Genomic DNA, 22,376 nt, shown 5'->3' on the forward strand with positions numbered 1-22,376 from the left:
TTATTAAATAAAGTAACATTTTTCTATCTTTTTTAGATAGCTCAAACAAGTCTAAAGTTATATAAAAAAGCTAAATATATATAGAGTTTTACATTTATTACCATATATATAAATCTTATTTTTATATTTTCGGATTTATTTTTTCTCAATAAATCTCTTATCACCTTACAAAAAGGAGTTGAAAGATACTATAAAAAGGGATACAACACAATATACTAGACGAACACAAAAAAAAGATCCCTAAGGATCTTTAAAAAGGTTTTAATATATCTTCTTTTGAAAAGATGATATGTCGTATATAAGATTACTTATTTAGCTACATCTACTTTAACTTGACATTCTTGTAATTCATTTATATATTCATGTTTTAAACGATCGTCAGTAATTACTACATTAGGACGCCCAAATTCACATATCCAATTACTTGATTGTCGTCCAAACTTAGAATGATCCATGACAACATATACCTGACTTGCCATTTCTACCATTAAGCGGTTAAGACTTGCTTCATTTTCCGAAAGAGTTGTTAGACCATGTTGTGGATGATAGCCATCAGCACCCATAAATAATTTATTAAACCGTAAAGCTAATAGCATTTGTTCGGTAGCAGCTCCAGAAAAACTGCGAGATTTTTTCCGATAGTGCCCTCCTAACAGCACGACTTCAATGCCCTTAAAATTGCATAAGAGATCACATACAGGTAACGAGGAAGTAATAACCGTTAATCTTGTCCATTGTTTGCGTGCAATTTGTGTTGCTATTTCAAACATGGTCGTTCCTGAATCCAGTAAAATCGTATCATAATCTTCAATGTACTTGAGCGCACGACGGGCTAGTTTTTCTTTAATGCCGCGATTATGATGTTGTTTTTCATGGAAATGTAACTCGGCTGCGTATCTAAGGGTATTTTGATCCTTATTATAATTTATAGACATCGCACTTCCGTGCATGCGAATCAACTGTTCTTCTTTTTCTAAAGCATCTAAGTCCGAACGAATGGTTACTTTAGATACCCTAAAATATAAAGATAATTCAACTACGGAAATGGAACCCATACTATTTACCAGATCGACTATTTGTTTACGTCTGGTTTGCGATGTACCCATGGCAAAACCTCATTGCTAGAGAATTAATGCATTGATGTCATTAATCAGGATTGCCATATGTAACCACTACAAGAAGTTATGATGTTATGGTGCTATGGTGTTATGGTGTTATGGATACTTAGAAATACTTGCTCGTGATTTTTGCTTTGTAAGTAGCAATCTCAATCGCTAGCTTGCTGCAGTTTCTAGGTTGCAAGTTCTAAGTTAAAAAACCATGTTATACCTTAGGTTAAACAAATGTGTGTGATGATAAGTTAGAGCATCTAGATTAAAGAGTTGATGATTGTAGTAATTATGTCTTCTCTTTGCTTTAACCTCTTGTAGTATTTACAAACAACTAATCAAGACTAAATTTATCTAATACAGGTTTAGTAAATAATTTGCCTTTTTGGCAATAAATGTGGAAAGTTTACGTTTTGTTTTAGCGCTCTAAGTATATATTTTGCCGCCACAAAAAGAAAAAAGATTATTTACTCTCTCTTTATTATCACACGTTTAGGCACTTGGCGTGTAATTAAATCTTAAAAGTGTGACTGGTGACACAAATCGCAAATTTTTATTGTACTTTTTTCGTTATTTTCACTAAGATAAAAAAGAAAGGATTAAGATACACAAGGTTATCTTGTACTGACTATCGCTAATTTGCTATACTTGCTTTTTGCGAATGGAATTAGAGGCAATCCTTACGCCAAACCGCTAGCAAAGCACTATATTTTGACTAAGGATTTTTGGAGCGCACTATGCGTGACTTTAACTTATACATCGCTGCAACAACTGAACCTAACTTAACTACAACACCAGACACTTGGGGACAAAAAGTTTCATACTTTTGGCAAAGAATTGTTCATATCCCCAAACAAAAAAGATACTATAAAAAAGCGCAACCTTTTACCGCTCTCAAACAGCATATTAACTCTTATCTTGCGCTAAACTATGAACAAAGCCTAAGTCCGTTTACGCCTACAGGTAAATCATGGCTCTATGAACATGTACGTTTAACAACCGAGTACATTTTAGATGCCTTTATTGATCATTACGCCAGTAATAAGTTTACGCGTGCCTACTATCCAGGCTGGCCATCTTCGCATAGTTTAAATCAAGCTTCGATTGAAGGTTCATCGCGTCTCTTACCTGTACTTGCTGCTTATGTAGCCCATTACCAGCAAATCTTAAGCCCAGAACAACAGCGTGCTTTGGGCATAAGTCAACCAGCCTTAAGTCGCACTAAATATAGTAAGTACGAACATACTTTACGTCTGTGCTTTTTAAATGCTACTAATGCTGGGCGCTTAGGCTATTGGGGACAAGCAAGCGACTATTCACCATTAATTCATTCAGCCTATGATCTAGCTTTAGCTCTGTGGATAAGTCGTCATTCAATTTATTACTATTTATTGCCATCGCAACAGCAACAAATCCTTAGCTGGTTAGAGCATGTAGTACAGCTTAAAGTAACAGACGATCATTGCTTACTTTTTCCTCTGACCATTGAATTTATTATTGCTGATCTAAAACAACCGATTGTTAAACGAGCAGACTATCCTTACGCGCAGCGTAACCTTAATGCTAAAGATCTAAATCCGTATGAACTAAATAATCCAGAGACCTATTTTAATTTAGTAGCTATTAGCCCTAGCGGTTGGAAAGATCATCCAGAATTCTATAGTAAATTTGCCAACCTAGATCGTTATCAACGTATAGTTGAATTTTATACGTCCAATGGTTGGTGGCGTGATGGAGCTAATGGTGATTACGACTTTAGTAACTCATGGAGCTTTTACTATTGCCTGTACTGGTTACAACAAATCGAACCTAACTTTACCGGTCCGATTATCCCAGTCATAGCTCAACAGTGGGCACAACAAGCGGTGCATATGTTTACTCCGCATAGCATAGCATTTTACGGTAAACACCCAAGCTATCGCCTAGCAGCGGCTACTGGTTTACTGGTTGCCCATGCGCTTAATGAACCGGAGCAAGGCAATAAAAAATCACCAAGCAGCAACTATGCAGGTTTTGGGAGTAATGCTCATGCAAGTTCTCCAACCGGTGATTACTTAAAAAGCCAAGAGATCCATACGCCAACAAATCCGTACGCTGGACAATACTTACGTGCATTCTTAGCTCCAAATATTCACTTTATTGAACAAGGAGCTATTGCTCAAGGTATGGTAACAAGTGGCATTTTTGCCGCCGATCGCCGCTTAATTGCTCCTGAATCAAGTCCGGCAACTGCCTTTGGTTCATTACGCTCTTATACGATTTTACTTTATAGTGGTAATCGTACTCATGTTTGGACGACGCCTTTTGCGCCATTACCTGTCGAGCTAAGCGACTATGTTATTAAGATTCCGACAATCGGTTGTCAAATTAGCGGCCAACAGCATACAAGCGAAGTAGTTGTCGACTTTTACAATAGCGCTTATAGCTATAATCCAGAAACTAGCTCACTCGTACATCAAACTTGGAAAGAGCATTTTAGTGAATGGCTATTAGGTAAATCTACACGTCCGTGTAACAATTTACTGCGTAAAGGGGTTACTTCTTGGAGTAGTAAACTTACGCTTTATCGTAAATTATCTAAAGAATAGATCTGAAAAATCTCAGAGAAAGCAATCCCTTGCTTCTCTGAGATTTTTGCGTTGGGGCAGTTAAGAATTTTCTCTTTGCTCTAAGTTAAAACTGCTAAAATAGAGAAACCATCTTCTTACCTACAGGATTACATATGTCCAACTTAACTAAAGGCATACTCTTAGCATTACTGTCTGTATTTGCTGCTTCATGCATGGCTTTGGGATTTAAACTTATTGATACGCATCTTTCTGTTTGGGAAAAAATGTTTGCCCGTGGCATAGGATCAATGATTGTCACATGGACAATTATTTGTTACTTACGTCAACGTCATGATCGCAAACTTCAAGCTTTAGATACTCGCTATGCTATGGCGAGAGTCTCACCAACAAATAACTTAGCAACTTCAACTTATATTCATCCGAAAAAGCAAGCTATTAAGCCTAGTTATTTTGGCTATAAACACAATCTGCCGACGCTAATTTTTCGTTCGATGTGTGCTAATATAGCAGTGCTTTTTACCATTTATATTTGGAATGAATTGCCCCTTGCCGATGCTGACACCATTCAAAAACTAGAGACAGTAATGGTGATTATTCTCGGCTGGATAGTCTTTAAACAGCCTGTACGTATCGTGCAAATTATTGTAGTTGTAGTTAGCTTTATTGGTGCTATGCTGATCATTAAACCTAGCTTTAATAATCCGCAGTTACTGCCATATCTTGCTGGTTTAGCATCTACGGTTTTTGGGGCTTTTACTTATCACACCGGAGTAAAACTAGCTACAAGTGATAATGGTGAAAACCCACTAACCATTGAAGCCAATCAAACTGTACTGCTAGCGGCTATGTCACTTATCCCAACTATCTATTATTTCCAAGGATGGGAAGGTCAAGGTAAGTACTACTTAATTCTGTTCTTAGCGACTATTTTTGCCATTGTTAAACAGTATTCTTTGGTTTTTGCCCTCAAGTATGCTCCTGCTTTTGAAATTAGTGCTTATAACTATTCATCACTAATTTGGATGCTTATCTTTGGCATGATGTTTTTTGATTTCTTACCAGACTTCTGGTCGCTAGCAGGTTATGTCTTTGTGGTAACTGCAGGTCTGTATCTCTTTGTGGTTAATCGCCGTAAAGAACAAGCCAAGATGCAAAAGCGCAAACGCATCCAAAAACTAGCTAAAGCTCGCCTCAAAGCCCGTCAACAACATTATGCTCAAGCTAGTCGCTAGAGCTTGAGTAAATTTACTCTTAGATTAACTTAGATTTACTCGATTACTCTGATTACTTAGATTAATTAACTTATTCAATTAATTAACTTAAATGAACTTAAATTAAATTTAATTTATCTTCAATCATTGTGCCCTGAACATTGTTCAGGGCTTTTTGCGTTTTGAGCTAACAAAAAAGCCCCATAGGCTATACCTACAGAGCTGTTTGGTTAAACTTATGTTTAAGCTTGAGGAGCAGAATCTTTCTCTTTGTCCTCAAGTTTTTCCGGAGTATCAGTATGTGGCTGATAGCTATTGTTGTACTGATTATCAATAATATCAGTTAACCCAACTAATTTAGCTTCGGCATTATTTTTACGATACACCACTTGTGCTAGTAACATATCGTCCGGACGGTGTAAAGCTCCTTGTTTTTCTTGTGCAGTAAGTAATTGATCCACCCAAGTTTGCGCTTTAGTATAGTCAGCACGACGATAGTAAAGATGAGCGATTACACTCATAAAACGAATTTGTGAAGCTTCTGAGTATAAGCGATAGTATTTTTCAATACGGCGACAAAGTTTATTATCCAGCGTATCTTGTTGAATTTGTTCAAGTAAGTCAAAGAAAATAGTCCCTTCAACTTCTGCAACTTTACAACGTGAAATAGTTTCGGCCGCAATGTCAATAGCTTCATAATAAGCATGTTTTTCTAATAGAGTTTTTAACACTTCATTACGGAAAGCTACACTTGAACGATGAGCACGAGTTTGTAAATCAAACCAATTTGCAAGATCGCTAGCTTTATCTGAACGAGCTAATTGTTTAGCAATATAACCTTGGTACACCCAAGTGTAATCAGCTTTAGCTTGTTCTGGCAGAATATATTGCTGTTTCTCTAAATACGGTAGTAAGTCTTCTAACATCCCGTATTGTCCAGTATGGATATAGATATTACGAGCAATTAAGTTTACTTCTTCAGAATTAGTTTTCTCACGCACTTTCGCTAAGAACTCGCTTGCTTTATCCCATTGTTGATCAGCAACAAAGTATTTTAATTTACAAACGTTAAGTAACTCTTGGTCTTTAGCGTTATCTTGTGCTGATTCAATGCAACGTGCTAGTAATTCTTTAGCTAAACGTACATTACGGTTTTTAATTGCTAACTCAAAAGTCTGCGCTAGATTATAGAATGGTAGATCAGCTTTAGTTGCTGATTTAGAAAGAGTTTTTTGCGCTTTACGGTAGTCACCTGATAAAGCTTGACGCATCCCTTTTTCTACTAGACGGTCAGCTTTAGCTTGGCGACGTTCTTTACGGTTTACATACCAGCCAAATAAAATGCGGTAGAGCACACGTAAAACAAAAGCCAGAATCTCAAAAGCTCCTAAAGCTAATAAGAATACGATTAATAACGTAAATAAAGAGGTTTTATACGTCGTACCTGCATAAGTAATAATTGCCGCTCCTTGATTTGCAGAAATCAATGGCGCAACTGCTAACAGTACGAGGAATATAAAACACCAAACAAATACGCGAAACATAAAGTTTAACCTATAAGTTGGTGTAAGCACTAAGCAAAGCCCTTAGTGCTTACTAATTAACAGTGTCTGCTAAGACCTTAAGAACTTTATCTCCATAGTCGAAGATACTTATCTTCATACAGAGATTTTTAATTGCTATCTTTTATGATTGGCTTTTCTTTGTACGATAGTCCTTTTTGCAATCATATGTATATGATCGTATTTTTACAATCATCTGCGTATGATCATCTATATATGATCACCTTTGCATGATAGCTTTTATGGAAGTTCTTTTTAGATTAGTCTTGCTTAGCAGGAGAAGCTGGTTGCTCATCATCTGACGGAGTCGCAGGTTCACTCGGAGTTGTTGCCGGAGTGCTTTCTGGATTAGCGTCAGGGGTAGGGTTATTAGCTGGAGTTTGCTCGTCAGCTTTGCTAGAAGCTTTATCTTGACTAGCTGCTGTAGTCTCTTGACTAGTTGTAGCTTGAGCGTCTTTAGACTCACTTGCTTGTGCTAATAACTGTAATGAGCTTAGTTTGTAATTAGTGTCATAACCCAGATTTGCTTTGAGTAACTCTTGGACATTACCTAACAGCGCAGCCACATTTTTATTGTTTTGTGGGTAAAGGGTTGTTAGGGTTTTGGCCACTAAGTTTAAGGCATTACGGTAATCTTGGGTATTGTTAATGCTTGCGGCAATAATTGCTGCTTGGAAGTGCATTTTGAGGTTTTCTTTTAAGTACAGGTTCAGGTTCTCACTTGGTAAAGTAGCGTTTGAACCAGCTTTTTGCACTTGCACGAACTTAGCAAAGAAATCTTTAGTCGCTTTACTAAATGCACTTTCTTTTTGTGCTTGTTTAGCTTTATTCGTTGCTTTATCTAAGTCGTCACTAGATAATTGCGGTAAGTCATTTACTTTAGCTACTTGTGCCATGAGTAATGAACTTACTTGCGCATTATTATTCTCTATACGACCTGCAGCTAGGACATTGTAGTCTTCTTGAATCGCTGCACGTAATTCAACGTTTGGCGCTACAGCATAAGCTACTCGTAAGCCAAGTAATACTTTATCTAAATTCGCATTACCATTTAATTCAGCTTGAACAGCTTGTAAGCTTTGTTGTACAAGGACTAAATTAACTTGGGCATAAAGATTGCCTAGACGAGAATTAATTTGCTCTTGCGCAGCATTAAGTTGTTGCCCCACTTGCGTATTAAGATCGTTTGTTGCTTTAGTTACAGCTTGGTTTACTGCTGTATCCATAGCTTTATTAACGTTCTCACTAATTACAGTTGGGATAACTTGGTTGATTTTGTTTTCAACTAGAGAATCTAAGTTGGCTTGTCCTAAATGGGTAGTAACTGCTTGTTCAACCTGTGCTGGTAAATTCGCATTAATTTGTGTTAATACTTGTTCAGCAGCTTGTTGCGCTACACTTGCAGCAATTTGTTGTTGCTGTTCAGCTGTTAATTGTTGTGGGTGTGCGGCTACGTATTCAGCAATTAGTGTCCCCATGTACACTTTAAACTCTGGAGCTTGGATTAGTTGGTTGAACATAGTTGCAACTTGTTCACTAGTTAAACCATTTACTCCGGTGTTGTTCGCTGTAGTCGAAGCCTGTATTGCACTATTATCAGCTGTAGCTTTACTCTCAGTAGCTTGCGCTGTATTAGCGGCATTAGCAACTTTCGTATTTGCTGTACCAGCTTGAGCATTAGCTGCACTACTTGTGCTACCAGTAGCTTGTGCATTTGGATCAATAGTTAAACCAGTTGTCGCTTGTAAAGCAGCAATTTTAGCGTTTAAGTTATTGATTTGCGTTTCAATGTTTTGGCGAAAATCGTTTAAGGTTTGATTTAAACGTTCGTAAGTTACGAATTGCTCTACAATTTGCGCCATATTCATTGGCGGAGGAGGCATAGTACCGTCAGCATTTACTTGTGGTTGAACTGCACCTGTAGCATTACCATCTGATGTAGTTCCTTGGGCATTAGTTGCAGCCGTACCAGTTGCAGTTTGTGCTGTACCAGAGGTATTAGTAGTTGTGCCAGTCGTACTATTGTTAGTGCTACCGTTGCTACCATTACTAAAGTTACCAAAATTAGTATTTGCAGGAGCTGGTGTACCACCAAACGTACGATCAAACTGTGGACTAGCTTGGTTTAAACGAGAGTCAAACTGCTGTTGTAAGATATTGTACTTAATTTTTAAGATCTCAATATCTTGCGAAGTTGAGTTTTTATAAGTATTGAAATCACTTACAGTAACGTAGTTTTTAGCTGTAGCTTCTAAGTCTTGAGTACTAAAAATTGACGGTTCGTACATTTTATATACCGCAAAACCTGATAGCCCTAGAGCTAGCACTAACATTAGTCCCATAAAGCGACTACGTGGTGGCTCAACTACAATCGAAGAAGCATTAACATGCGGTCCATTGTGATTGTTGTTATTGTTGCTGCCACTTTGTTGACGACTTTGTGACGATGATTGTTGCGAACTTGTTTGATCTTCTGTTTGCGGAGTTTGTTCTTGACTAGCCGGTGGCTGGTCATTTTCAGCTTTATATTCTGTTACTGGTTTTTCTTTTGGTTCTTCACCATTAAATGGGAAACCAGTAGGATTTTGACGTGAACTCATAGAGTAAATATCCTATATCTCTCTAATTAATTTATAAATGGATATTACATTGTGGGAGTAATTAAAAACAAACTTTGGATGAGCTGCATACTTTGATAAAAACGCTTTAAAACGCTTATCAAAATACTCATCAATATACTTATCAATGTGTAGTTCTTCTCATCAATACACTTAATGAACTGATCAACGTTCTTATCAATACGCTGATCTATGCTCTTTTAATATACTGACTAATCTAAAGAACTCACTCTTTTGTCTTAATAAGGTTTGTTTGTTAATCCATTTAGAAAGTAATTATTTTCTTTTCTCAAATTTTTATTGCTGTTTCGCTTTCTTGTTTGATAGTCGCTCTAGCATTTACTCAATCTCAAGCTGCAATATTAACAATACAAGTAGTAATAAATGGAGTACAAGCGCAATGCTTTATAGTGAAGCAAATGAGGATTGAGAATAAATGCAGACTATCTTTACTATTTAGGCATAATTTTTATTCTGAGAAAATTTAGCCATTACCTCATTTTATAATTGTATCAAAAAATCCACGCAAACGGGGATAAAAGCCGTACTTTTCGCCTAAATTACTCTCTGTCTTTGCTTTTACGCAAAAAACCAATAGCTTGAAGCGATGGCTACAAGCTATTGGCTACATAACAAATAAAGCACTTACTCGAAGTTAATATCAATAATGATCCAGCAAAGGATTAACTTTTTTCTTGTTAAGGGATTTCTCCTTGGTGCTGGATTACTTATTTACTTCTGCTATAAGTTGGCTAGTGGAAGAGTCTAACTTACTAGACCTTACCTAAATCAGTTCTTTGCTTCTAACGAAAAGACTGCGCTTAGTCTAGTTCGGAATTAAACCTAAGGCAGTTACCTCTAATTACAAAAACTAAAGGTTATTTCTCTTCGTTAGCGTTTTGATATTGGGTGTACATTGCATAAGCGTGAGCTGTTACGCGCTCGGCAATTTCATCAGCACAAGCAGGCTCAGGTTCACTATACGAATCTTCTTGCGCTGTAATATAACCAATACGCATCATGTTAATTGCACGTCCACTGTTTAGATCTACAAATTCAGTGCGAATTGGTTTACCAGTTGCTAGATCGATCATGATTTCAGCAGGTTCATTATCACCAAAGTGCTTTAATCCCCATTCTCTAATTGAAGTTAGAATTGGGAAGAGGTCTAGACCTGCTGGTGTAATGCGGTATTCATCTCGAGGTGGACGGTCATTATAGCGCTCTTTAGTTAACACTCCAACCTCCGTTAAAAATCTTAAACGTTTAGTAAGCATTGTTGGAGCAATCCCTAAGGTACGTTTAAAATCTTCGAAGCGTGTTTTTCCTTCAAAAGCGGCGCGTAAAATTAATAAATTCCAACCGTCACCTAAAATACTAACGGAAGTCTCAAAAGCATTACTCATTGCTTTATTTCGTGTCATAATTTAAACCCGATGAGCAGGCAGTACTATTTTAGTATTGACTATTTTGAACCTACTGTGGTATAGTGGTAACTACTAAAAAAGTACTAGCTTAGACAAACAGTATAAGTTTAGTTTTATTTGGTGAAATGATGTGCTTTATTAGTGATATTTTCACCCTAAACTTAAACCACTAAATGTTCAAGTTAGTGCCTCAAGAATATTTATCCGGTTGGCCTGAGAAGCACAATCTAGATCCAAGCTAGGTCGGTTCTAGATTATACTTTCCGTGTTTAGACTCCGAGACTGTAGTGTAATTCTCAGGCTTTTTTCTTCCTACCAGTGTAGCTCTCCCGCATGTAGCTAGGTAAAAGGGGAAAGCATAAGGGAGATACCTAAAATAGGCTCACTGGTAAGGTAATAAATCCTTTACTTTTTAGGTAAAGGATTAGTCCTTGCTGTTAACTGCTGGTTAATAGCTTTTATATTATATCAAGCTCATAGCCTAATTTGGGCGATTGTTGCTTTAGGCTATAATTCACTATTCATTTTAATTGATCCAATTAAATAAACGCATACTAAAAGCGACTGGTTACCCAGTCGCTTTTTTATATATCTCATAACAATGAGGCTTCATGAGACACTCATTGTCTTTTTAGTCACGCACTAGACCGACGCTTTGTTTATTGTATTTAGCAGGTTGGTTAATAATTTGTGCCATAAAGGTTGCAAGAGCTAAACGTGAAATATTATTACCCGTAATAATCTCTCCCTTAACAAAAAGAGTAAAGCTCCGATCACTACTATTATCAAACCAACCTGGACGCATAATGGTGTAATCAAGGGCAGAGAGCTCTACGGCGTCAGCTGCTTCACGATATGGCATTAGCATTGAATTAATGCCTCGATTACCGGTAATCTCTCCGTAAATGCCATACGAACTTACAAAGATTAAACGTTTAACCCTTGTTTCTTGCATTGCTTGGATAACGGTTTTTGCGATTTTAACCATACTACCAGATACAGCAACAATGACTAGGTCTTTACCTTGCATAGCTTTAACTAAAGTTGCTAGATTAGTAGCATCTCCAGGTAAGAGGCTATAGCGTTGACTATCTACTTGAGGTAAGCGGAGATAGTCTAGATTACGTGCCATAAGGGTAAAGTGAGCTTGAGTATTGGCAATAAGATCAGGGATTACTACTTGTCCTAAAGAGCCTGTTGCTCCAATATATAAAACTTGTTTAGCTGGTTGTACGTTTTTCATAGTTTTGTCTGTTGTTTGTGTTGTTTGTGTTGTTTACTTGTTTAGTTATTGTTTACTTGGTTAGTTGTTTGCTTGGTTATTTGTTTATTTTATTGTTTGTCTAGCAACTAGATTACTAATTACTGTCTTATTTAAAAGCTTCTTAATTACTAGTTTTGTAACTTGCTAAGTACTTCACTGCTTCTGGAGTGCGGTGATTAATAAATAGACTACGGTTTAAGTCTAAAGTTTCAATTTGCTCGATTTCTTGCGCACTCAGACTAAAATCAAAGACCACAAAATTCTCTGCGATACGTTCTGGAGTTACTGATCTAGGAATTACTGGAATATTACGTTGAATTAACCAGCGTAGAGTAACTTGAGCTGGGGTTTTACCATATTTCTTACCAATCTGGATCAGTACAGGATTCGTAAAAATATTATTTTTACCCTCGGCAAAACTTGCCCATGACTCCATAACAATATCCATAGACTCTAGGTAAGTTTGATCTTCGTAACGTTGATAAAACGGATGAGACTCAATTTGATTTACTGCTGGGCGTACTTGATTAAATTCGATGAGATTTTGTATCTGATCTGGAGCAAAGTTAGATACACCAATAGCTCACACTTTACCATTTGCTAGAGCTTTCTCTAAATCTCTCCATGCGCCAAACACATCATTTACTGGTTGGTGTAATAAATAAAGATCTACATAATCTAAACCTAAGCGTTCTAAAGAACGATCTAAAGCTGTAGCCGCTTTACCCTCAGCCATATCCGATACCCATAATTTAGTGGTAACAAATATTTCTTCGCGAGGAATGCCTGATTTTTTAATAGCTCGTCCTACAGCTTCTTCATTCATGTAAGCTTGTGCAGTATCAATATGACAATAACCTGTGGCTAAAGCTTTTAATACCGCAGCTTCTACTTGTGCTGGATCGGTAATTTGAAATACCCCAAAACCTAAGAGAGGCATCTCTACTCCGTTATTTAAAGTTAGGCTTGGAACTTTATTATTTGCTGTATTTAATGTTGTCATTTATTATCCTTAAATAGTCTTGTTGTTTGCTTATCACTATTATAATTAATGAGCAAACCTTGATAAATAGCTTCTCTTTTACAGCAGTATTGAGTTTAATTCAACAATTGTTTTTCATTCTCCTCCCTTCCCTTCTCCTTAGCTTGAACAGCATCTCATAATTCTTAAAGCGGTCTTTATTATCCAATTGGGCTATCTCTATCCAATGAAGCTATATCCAATAGAGACATATCCAAAATTTCCATCTTAACTTCTTTATTTTTGTCCTAGTTTACATACTCCCTAGACTGCTACAGTTTTCTTATCTAACTAGTTAACTATCTGGCTTAGTTCTACTAGGTTTAGTTTTATCAGTCTTCATTTACTTTTTGGTGTATCTCTTTTTACTAAACGCAAAAAACCACCGTCTCTAAGGTGGTCGAGCAATACTAAGTATTGATTATGCACGAAATAAAGAAAACTGCATTCTTTCTAGTCAATATGTGGATGTTGAGCTGCTAATTCATCACGACGTTTTTGTAATTTAGCGATCTTCTCTTCAATTTCTTGAATTGAATCGGCTAGATTTTCATTGTACTCGTGAATGATTTGCGCTGCTTCACGGCGATTCGAAGCAATTGGAGCTGAACCGCGCATTGGGGTATTTGAAGTTTCAGGCATAAACCATGCAGTAATAAAACCTACAACCCCAAACACCATTAAGTAGAAGGATGGTACATATAAGTTACCGGTCATTTCCACTAAAGATGAAGTAAGCGTTGGCGTCACCCCACAAATTAAAATCGAAAGATTAAATGCAATTGCCATTCCACTATAACGAATTTTCGTTGGGAATAAGCTCGGTAATGTCGAAGCCATTACACCTAAGAACATAATTAACGATAGCGAAAGAATTGACAGACCTACAAAGATCATTGCCACATTATAATGTTGAATTAAGTATAGTGCTGGAATAGAAAGGAATAACATCCCAAAGCTTCCTAGGAGCACAAATGGACGACGACCAAATTTATCAGAAAGAATCCCAATAATCGGTTGCAGAATGAGTAAACCAACCATTACCGCAATAATGATTAACACTCCGTGCGTTTCCGAATATTGCAGATTATGCGTAAAGTAGCTAGGTAAGTAAGTTAAGAGCATGTAGTAAGGAACATTGGTTGCTACTACCAGACCTAAACATACTAAAATCGCTTTTTTGTATTTACGGAATATATCCGCAAAAGTAACACGTTCTTGTTGTGGAGCACTTTCTTGTGCTTCTTGTTGCTCTTGGTAATCAGGAGTCTCTTCAAGGGCATGACGTAAGTACAGACCAATTATCCCTAAAGGAAGAGCAATGAAGAATGGAATTCTCCAACCCCAAGACATAAATTGTTCGTTACTTAAGCTAAATTGTAAAATCGATACAACTGCTGCTCCGAGTACGAAACCAGCAATTGAACCAAAATCTAACCATGATCCCATAAATCCACGTTTACGATCCGGAGAATACTCAGAAACGAAAATCGCCGCACCTGAATATTCACCACCTACCGAGAAACCTTGAACGATTTTACAGATCAGTAGTAGAATCGGAGCCCAAATTCAAATAGAGGCATAACCTGGAATTAAACCAATACAAAACGTACTTAACGACATTAAGATGATGGTTAAGGCAAGAATATGCTTACGTCCGTACTTATCATCTAGTGCTCCAAAAATAATCCCACCTAATGGACGGAAAATAAACGGCACAGAGAATGTACCTAAAGCGGCAATTACTTGAATTGAGGGATTAGCATCGGGGAAGAAAATTTTCCCCAGCACAAAAGCGACATAACCATAAACCCCAAAATCGAACCACTCGATTAGATTACCTAGAGCGGCAGCCGAAATAGCTTTTAAATCCAATTAAATAGATTTAAATCTGGATAAATAGATCAATTTTACCCTTAAAATTGTATCTAAACCTATTACTAAAAATTTTATTACCCAACAAAATCAAAACGAAGCACTAAATAATTGAAAAGCAAAAATTAGAAGAAGAAGAAGAAGAAGAAGAAAAAGAAACGAACTAATCTGACTATGTGCTTTAATTTATGGGCGCCCTTCTATCTGGCAATCCCGTAAACACAAAAAAGCATGTCTCTAACCCTTGAGATTAGGTAACATGCTCTGAAAATAAATTTAGTAGTTAATCTTGCTACTAAGGATCTTTGCTAAGCTCTTAGCTAAGAAACTAGCTTCTTACATTTTGTTCTAGCATCTAGAACAAATTCTAGAGACGAGAACAAATACTACGAATTACTTCTGGTTGGCGTTCATCGTGAAACAGAATTAGGTCTTCATTTAACTGACTAATTAACTGCATTTGCTCATCACTTAAACTAAAGTCAAAAATACTAATATTCTCTTGAATACGACTTGGAGTTACTGATTTAGGAATAACCGCAATATCACGTTGTAATAACCAACGTAATATTACTTGTCCAACAGTTTTACCTGTTTGAGAAGCGATTTCTAGTAATACCGGATTACTAAACATATCATTACGTCCACGAGCAAAACTTGCCCAAGACTCAGTAACAATCCCTTGTTCTTGATGGAATGCGTGCGCTTGGTTTTGTTGATTGAACGGGTGTAATTCAATTTGGTTTACTGCTGGTACTACGTTATTAAACAGAATAAGGTTTTGTAGAATATCTGGGAAGAAGTTGGATACGCCAATTGCACGTACATCACCATTTGCATACAGCTTCTCTAGTGCTCTCCATGCGCCAAATACATCATTAAATGGTTGATGCACTAGGTAAAGGTCTAAATAATCTAAACCTAGATTATCTAGACTTTGTTTAAAAGCTTTAGGGGCTAATGCTTCATTTGTATCATTTACCCAAAGTTTAGTGGTAATAAATAATTCTTCGCGTGGAATGCCACTCATTTTAATGGCTTTACCTACAGCTTTTTCATTAAAGTAATAAGATGCCGTATCAATGTGACGATAACCCGCTTCTAGTGCAGCAAGCACTGCGGCAATACATTCACTTTCTTCTACCATTTTATACACGCCTAAACCAACTTTAGGCATGGCAACGCCATTATTCAGAATAATGTTTTTGTTTTCCATAAAATTCGATGCCTTTTTAGTCTTACTATTCTTCTTGCAATTATTTGCTCTTTAGTTAATCTCTTACTCAAGTATTGTCTATTTACTCTATCAGAGAACAGATACACTAAAGTCCTAGAAAAATCTAGAATCTTCTAGGCTTTTCTAGGACTTTAGGCGGTAGCATTCTAACTTTAAGCTAGCTCTACGCAAAAAAGGCGACAGATGCCGCCTTACATTTTTACGATTGAATAAATCATAGATATGACATCTATAGCTTTATTATAACGAGAAAATGCTAAACGAGCAAGCTAAAATCAAGGTTAACGCTTATTTAACTGGTACAGTTTTACCTAAAGTTAAGTTCGTAAAAGTTACAGGTTGAGGATGACCTGAACATGCATTATCACCGTAAATACAAATAGAGATTTGCGGTTCATAGTAAGGCATGTAGCGAATTACTAACGGCTTAACTTCAGTGTCTAAGCTACCATTATTAATTAGAGGATTCGGTTGACTAATCGTTGCGCTGTCATCACCACAAGCATCATTGCCATTAGCAAAGCTTGGTAAAGTCCATAGTAAACTTGCACATACGGCTAAGCAACCAATATTTAATTTACGCATTTGCATCCTTGCACTAGAGAGTTAAGTTGAAGCGTAGGATAAATCTGCTAACCTGCATTCTTAAGACAGATAATAAGCATAGTAATCAATAGTTATCGATACTAAGCAATGGTAAGCAATAGCAAACAATGATTATAAACAGTCAAGAAAGTAATGATTAAAAACACTCATGTGCTATTCGCTTTCTATCCTTTCTCTAGAGGTTAGTAGCTCTATTATAGCAAGTTTAACTTGTTCATTCTTAGTTAAAAATCTCGAGAATGCGGAATAACAATTATAAGCTTTATTTACATACTTCCTAATCTGTTATCTGAAAAAATATGTGTAGATTTTTTTACTTCCTTCCCTTCAAGATAAGTAGTACCTAAAATTAGATCCTTCTCAAATGCTCTTATACCGCAATATAACCTGTCCCTAAATATATCCTAATCCTAAATACAGCTTGTTTCTAAATATATCCTAGTTCTAGATACAGCCTATTCCTAAATATAGTTAGTTACTTAAGTAATCCATTAGCAAGAAGTAGCGAATAAGTTAAGACTAAAGCAAAATCTTTATTATTTGATAGTTAAAAACTCACAACAGAACCTTTTAAAATACTTCTGTTTTTTCTTGATGTTAATCTTATGCCCAGTCTGCTAAACTATAAGATAACTCTCTATATTTTTTGTTGAACCTTAGGAGCTTTAAGCTGCTAAGAATTAACAGCCTTAACCCACATTTAAGATTAGTTTTTCTACTTTATATGTCGAATTTGACAAAAGGGATTTTCTTAGCTTTACTCTCGGTCTTTATCGCAGCCACTATGGCGCTTTTCTTTAAGTTAATCGGAGATCACATCTCCACTTATGAAAAAGTGTTCTTTAGAGGATTTGCTTCAATGACGATTACCTTGAGTATTATTTATACGATTCGTAAGCACGCTAAAGCCAAAGCCCACCAAAACAAACTTTCCATGGAGTTAGCCACTAAAGCTAACATTGGGGTAACTTCGGCTACGAGCATGCCTCCGGCGTCTATGTCAACGCAGGCTACCATAATCCCAGCCCAAAAATTTGTAAAGCCAACGCCAGATTCACCAATGCGTATGGCGGCAACCGCAAGACAAATTCCTAAGTATTATGGTTCTTGGCATAATACTAAATGGTTATTTATTCGCTCGATTACTGGAGCGATTGCGATGTTAACATATATCTACACCTGTAATGCCTTATCGCTTGCAGATGCGGATATGATGACTAAGCTCACTTCGGTTTTCTTAATTATTATTTGTTCAATTTTCTTAAAAGAACGTACTTCCATTACCCAATTTGGTGTGGTAGTTGTTTCTCTTTTTGGGGCAATGCTCATTATTAAACCTAGCTTTAATAACCCTCATATTGGAGCTTACTTTATTGGTTTAATAGGGACTTTAAGTTCAGCTATTACTTATATTGCCGTACGTCGCCTAACAACGCAAAAGAACGGTGAACACCCTTTAACCGTTGAGTGCCACTTAGCAACGTTGATCGTTTTAATTTGTTTATGGCCAGCCCTGTACTATTTCCAAGGCTTTGCTGGACAACTTAAGTACTATATCTACTTAATCATTGCTAGCTTACTCTCGGTTGCAGGACAATATACCTTTACCTTTGCGCTTAAATATGCTCCGGCGGTAGAGATTAGTGTGTACTCATATAGTTCTTTACTTTGGAACTGTATTTACGGTTTTATCTTCTTTGCCACTATCCCTGATAGCCTATCGCAAATTGGTTACTTCTTAATTGTTGTATCAGGTATTACGCTTTTCTTCTACAACAAACGACGTTTAAAAATTCTCTCGAATATTCGTCGCATGTTACACGAAAATTCACAAAAGCGTCGTCTTGATAAACTTAAAGCGCAAGCTGCAGCCCAAGCTGAAAACGGCAATAACAATATTGCTATGGCTGCAACTTTAAGTATTGAAGAGTTTGATCGTCAAGATCCAATTGTATACGCTAAGCAACAAGCAAATAATGCTAGTTACCGCAAAGAGAAATCTCTTAGTCATGCGCATCGCTTTTGTAAGAACTCTCCAGACTTAAGTAAACTTACCGCTGAACAGAAACAACAAATCGAAGACATAGGCACTGGTAAAATCCATGTCCAGCCTAAGCAAACCATTGCGCAAGCCTATGCCAAAGCTTATGTGTCTGCAAATAATACAGTCTTTAGTAGTGAGGAGTTAATCTTTAGTCCTGTTACCCAAGATAATGCTAATACAAACCAGCAGGGTACTTATTCAACTACTAATACAACAACTTTAACAACTAAAGCTGCAGAAGAGGCTGAAGTTACCTTGATTGCTACAGATATCGACGTAGATGCAGAAAAAACTGCAACTTCAAGCGATTCTGAAGTAGCTGAACCAACTACTAAACCTTAGCTATAAAATTTAAGTGCGTTTGGAGTGCTGTTGAAGTTCAGTTCTGTACAGGTGAATACAATTTAGGTAAGATTCTAGCTAAAACTTTTAGCTAGAATCTTACTCTTTCTTTACGTAAGAAGTCCCGAGATTTATCTCGGGACTTCTTACATATCTGGCTTAAGGATTCTGGCAAGAATTGCAGCTTTTTGTTGTTGATATAGTTGGAGTAAATGTTCTAAATTCTGAATTTGTTGATCAATTAAGGCAAAGAACTGCGCTATTTTAACTTGTTCGTCAAGACTCGGTAAATACAGCTTAGTTGTCGCAAGTTGTTGTTTGTTTATTTCAGCGAAGATTGAACCTCTGGCTCGCGCAAGAGCTTGGCGTTTAATTGCAAAGGCATAAGTATAGAGAAAATAACTATCAAGAGCTTTAGGATCTGGACTAATACCTAAGATTCCTTGATTAGTACATGCTGCTTGCGTCAGTAAAGCATATCTACCTATATCTGCTCGCGAAGTAAAAAGCAATGAACCAGCTGGTAAAACCTTGTCTACACATTTAGCTAGACCTGCTGGAGTAACTTTTTTCTGGCTTTGACCTAGATAAATTTGTTTACCTATTTCCCTTGGCGTAAACCAATTTATAGTCCCTCCAGACCAGTAAGCAGGATTACTTAAAGTAGGTGTTTTACCTACTACAATTTTCACTACTTGTTCTAAGGTTACAGCTTGCCAAGGTTGTGCAAAGGAGGCAAATCTTAAACACGGACTTAGATAAGTATTTGAGGTGAAATCAGTTTCTTCATCTTGATTTGTTTCTAGAGTTTGATTAGTTTCTTTATTGAGATTTACACCTTTGTTTTGGTTAGATACGAAATCTAGCTTTGTCGTAATATTTGGTTTTGTTGTTAATGTTAAAACGTCTTTAGAGCTAAAGACATCGATTAACATTAATTCTTGTAATTTGCGTTTGCGCTCTTGGGCAAGTAATAGTTCATGGACTACTAGATCTATTTCTTCACCTAATTTTAAGAATAATTCTTTGAGATAGAGTTGTACTGCAAGCCGAGGAACACGTACTTTAAGATGTTGGACTTTACTTATCCATTGACGTTCATGGCTTTGGGGTTGATAATTTAGTGCTTGCAGTAAGAGATAACAAAAGTACACATCATACTTTTGCGGATCAGTAACGCTTAAGATTTTCGTGGCTGAGTTTTGTACTTTAAACGCAAAGTCTACATACTGACTCGCAGCCGTAAAATCATCAAACAAAATCACTGCCTGTTCATCTGCACGATAAACCTTATAATCGCGTTGCGTATAACCTTTAATAAAGCTTTTCCCTGGGGTAATAACCGGAATAGGGTTCTTAGCACTCGGAGAGCTTGCATAAGTCTTGCTGGCTACAAGATACTTAAAAGGTTGGCTATATTGTAACAGTCTGCCTAAAGGTAATTCTTGCCAATTACTAGTACTTAAATCTGGCTCATTTAAGGTACTAGCTACTTTTGCCAGAGAAAAATGGATAGGCTTAGACATATAATTTTTGGGCTTAATTTAAAAATAATCTGGCAATACTTCATTATAACCTAGATTAAGAAAGTTAGAGCTAGCCTAACTCTATTCTTGCTTTAGCCCCTGTGTATTAGTCAATAGCAGCTCTATGGGTAATAAATTTTAAAAAGTCTATACCTATTTAGTATTGATACTGTTATACTATGAAACCAAACTAATCACCTAAAGTCATTTACACTTTATTCAGTATGTCAAATCTAACTAAAGGTATTCTGTTAACTCTCCTGTCAGTGTTAACCGGTGCCGCAATGGCTTTGCTTTACAAACTTATCGGTGAAGGCATTTCCACTTATGAAAAAGTATTTTTCCGCGGTTTTGCTTCTATGGTGGTAAGTTTAGCCATTATTCGTCATATTCGCGTGCAAGCCGCCAAGAAAAAACTCAAACATAAACTACCTGATGATCTTGCAGCTACGGCTAATGCTTATGTTACTCCAACTTCAGCGATCAATGCCGTCGCAACTACTACGGCTGCGACTATTGTACCTGAACCTTTACACCCGCAAGTGTATGAAGTAAAACCAGAGGTTTTACTCAAACCAACAGATCCCTACTTATTTTGGTTCATGGGCTAATCGTAAATGGTTATTTATTCGCTCGATTTTTGGCGTGCTCTTCTTAACATTTATCTATACTTGTAATGTGTTAAGTCTTGTAGATGCTGATATGTTAAGTAAATTAACATCCGTATTCTTAATAATTCAGGGCTTAACCATTATGAAAGAGAAGACCTCACTGACGCAAATAGCAGTCGTGATTATGTCATTAGTCGGAGCGGTGCTCATTATTAAACCAAGCTTTAATAATACGCATATCTTTGCTTATGGGGTTGGGATTTTCTCAGCACTATGTACAGCCTTTACTTTTATGGCAGTACGTCGCCTTACTACTATGAAAAACGGTGAGCACCTTATTACCGTTGAATGTAATCTTGGGACAACCATTTGTATTGTGTGTTTAGAGCCTATGATTATGAACTTTCAAGATTTTGAAGGGCAGGGTTTAAACTACTTATTCCTATTTATTGCTAGTATATTTTCAGTAGTTGAACAGTATACGTTCACTTATGCGCTGCGTTATGCTCCAGCAGTAGAAACTTCGATTTACTCGTATAGTTCACTAATCTGGAACATGCTTTTTGGTTTGATTTTCTTTGCATCCTTACCGAATTTCTATTCGTCAATAGGTTATGTGTTAATTGTAGCTGCTGGAATTATCCTCTTCTACTACAATAAACAAAAACTTAAAGTTATGGCGAAAATCCGTCGCATGGCGCACGAAGAATACCGCCGTAAACGCGCGGCCAAACAAATGGCAACTGCGCAAGCAATCCAAGAAGCAGCACAAACGGTAACCCCTGAACCTACTAATGTTGCAACCCATGTATCGGCTTTTGCACCAACACCTATAACCGTGCCAGCAACGGCTAGTTCTGCAGAAAATCCGCATCTAGTTGTCGACTTAACGCAAGTAACAACTTCACCAGCTAATGAAGTTGACTTCTCGGTTGAACTTCCTCCGGATATGCAAACTCCGCAACCAGAGCAAACTGAACAGAACGCTCAAACAGCACAAGCTGAACAGAAACTCCAACCAGAACAAGAAGAACAAACAGAAGCAACAGCAACTTCGACTTCTGCGGAGAAAAAAATAATGAAGAAGATGATGGATTAGATGATGGTAGATAAATGATGGATTCGCTAGTAGATACCATGAAAAGTATAGAGAAAATAAAATTAAAGCTTTACTCTAAGCAAATTCATTTATCTCCAATAGATATTTACTAGATATTTCCTATATCTATACTATATCTATACTAGATTTTTACTCTATCTCCACACTTCTTTGTTTCTAAACGCACAAACACCCAGTTAAAGTAAGACTTCTTACTTTAACTGGGTGTTTTGCTATAGATGTACTTATGCTCT

The 22,376-nt window shown here is 36.8% G+C and carries 13 protein-coding genes and 2 pseudogenes; 5 read left to right on the top strand and 10 right to left on the bottom strand.

Going from position 1 to position 22,376, the window contains the following annotated elements; genetic code table 11:
• Positions 1-308 precede the first annotated feature (308 nt).
• On the bottom strand, positions 309-1,106 hold the full coding sequence (locus tag CKF58_RS05160) for a DeoR/GlpR family DNA-binding transcription regulator (protein WP_119531653.1): 798 nt from the start codon (positions 1,104-1,106) through the stop codon (positions 309-311).
• 740 nt (positions 1,107-1,846) lie between these two features.
• On the opposite strand from CKF58_RS05160, the gene CKF58_RS05165 reads away from it, so the two are divergent.
• Positions 1,847-3,697 (top strand): DUF2264 domain-containing protein, encoded by a 1,851-nt coding sequence (locus CKF58_RS05165; RefSeq protein WP_119531655.1) that lies wholly within the window; start codon positions 1,847-1,849, stop codon positions 3,695-3,697.
• Positions 3,698-3,831: 134 nt separating this feature from the next.
• Positions 3,832-4,911, top strand: coding sequence for a DMT family transporter (locus CKF58_RS05170; RefSeq protein WP_119531657.1), 1,080 nt, complete (start codon positions 3,832-3,834; stop codon positions 4,909-4,911).
• Between the two features lie 221 nt (positions 4,912-5,132).
• On the opposite strand, the gene CKF58_RS05175 is transcribed toward CKF58_RS05170, so the two are convergent.
• From CKF58_RS05175 to CKF58_RS05210, 8 genes and pseudogenes are all read right to left on the bottom strand, one after another.
• The gene (locus CKF58_RS05175) at positions 5,133-6,434 is read right to left on the bottom strand and encodes a heme biosynthesis HemY N-terminal domain-containing protein (RefSeq protein WP_119531659.1); all 1,302 of its coding nucleotides are present in this window, start codon (positions 6,432-6,434) and stop codon (positions 5,133-5,135) included.
• 278 nt (positions 6,435-6,712) lie between these two features.
• Positions 6,713-9,052: a uroporphyrinogen-III C-methyltransferase gene (locus CKF58_RS05180; protein WP_119531661.1), complete on the bottom strand. Its 2,340-nt coding sequence runs from the start codon at positions 9,050-9,052 to the stop codon at positions 6,713-6,715.
• 896 nt (positions 9,053-9,948) lie between these two features.
• Entirely contained in the window at positions 9,949-10,494 is a 546-nt protein-coding gene (locus CKF58_RS05185; protein WP_119531663.1) for a winged helix-turn-helix transcriptional regulator, read from the bottom strand.
• A gap of 634 nt (positions 10,495-11,128) precedes the next feature.
• Complete coding sequence (locus CKF58_RS05190) at positions 11,129-11,740, bottom strand: NAD(P)H-binding protein (protein WP_119531665.1); 612 nt, start codon at positions 11,738-11,740, stop codon at positions 11,129-11,131.
• A 142-nt stretch (positions 11,741-11,882) separates the two neighbouring features.
• Positions 11,883-12,764: pseudogene (locus CKF58_RS05195) on the bottom strand (aldo/keto reductase).
• 471 nt (positions 12,765-13,235) lie between these two features.
• A pseudogene (proP, locus tag CKF58_RS05200) lies at positions 13,236-14,657 on the bottom strand (glycine betaine/L-proline transporter ProP).
• Between the two features lie 367 nt (positions 14,658-15,024).
• Positions 15,025-15,873, bottom strand: a complete 849-nt coding sequence (locus CKF58_RS05205) for an aldo/keto reductase (RefSeq protein ID WP_119531667.1) — start codon at positions 15,871-15,873, stop codon at positions 15,025-15,027.
• Between the two features lie 309 nt (positions 15,874-16,182).
• Positions 16,183-16,479: a hypothetical protein gene (locus CKF58_RS05210; protein WP_119531669.1), complete on the bottom strand. Its 297-nt coding sequence runs from the start codon at positions 16,477-16,479 to the stop codon at positions 16,183-16,185.
• A gap of 745 nt (positions 16,480-17,224) precedes the next feature.
• On the opposite strand from CKF58_RS05210, the gene CKF58_RS05215 reads away from it, so the two are divergent.
• A complete protein-coding gene (locus tag CKF58_RS05215) occupies positions 17,225-18,886 on the top strand; it encodes a DMT family transporter (RefSeq protein ID WP_119531671.1) in 1,662 nt (553 codons plus the stop codon).
• A 146-nt stretch (positions 18,887-19,032) separates the two neighbouring features.
• Here the strand turns inward: CKF58_RS05215 and CKF58_RS05220 are convergent, their stop codons facing one another.
• Positions 19,033-20,412 (bottom strand): restriction endonuclease subunit S, encoded by a 1,380-nt coding sequence (locus CKF58_RS05220; RefSeq protein ID WP_119531673.1) that lies wholly within the window; start codon positions 20,410-20,412, stop codon positions 19,033-19,035.
• A gap of 224 nt (positions 20,413-20,636) precedes the next feature.
• On the opposite strand from CKF58_RS05220, the gene CKF58_RS05225 reads away from it, so the two are divergent.
• The gene (locus CKF58_RS05225; RefSeq protein ID WP_119531675.1) at positions 20,637-21,023 is read left to right on the top strand and encodes a hypothetical protein; all 387 of its coding nucleotides are present in this window, start codon (positions 20,637-20,639) and stop codon (positions 21,021-21,023) included.
• A gap of 142 nt (positions 21,024-21,165) precedes the next feature.
• Entirely contained in the window at positions 21,166-22,122 is a 957-nt protein-coding gene (locus CKF58_RS05230; protein WP_222987720.1) for a DMT family transporter, read from the top strand.
• Positions 22,123-22,376: the final 254 nt, after the last annotated feature.

Source organism: Psittacicella hinzii, from assembly GCF_003585935.1.
Classification (GTDB): domain Bacteria; phylum Pseudomonadota; class Gammaproteobacteria; order Enterobacterales; family Psittacicellaceae; genus Psittacicella; species Psittacicella hinzii.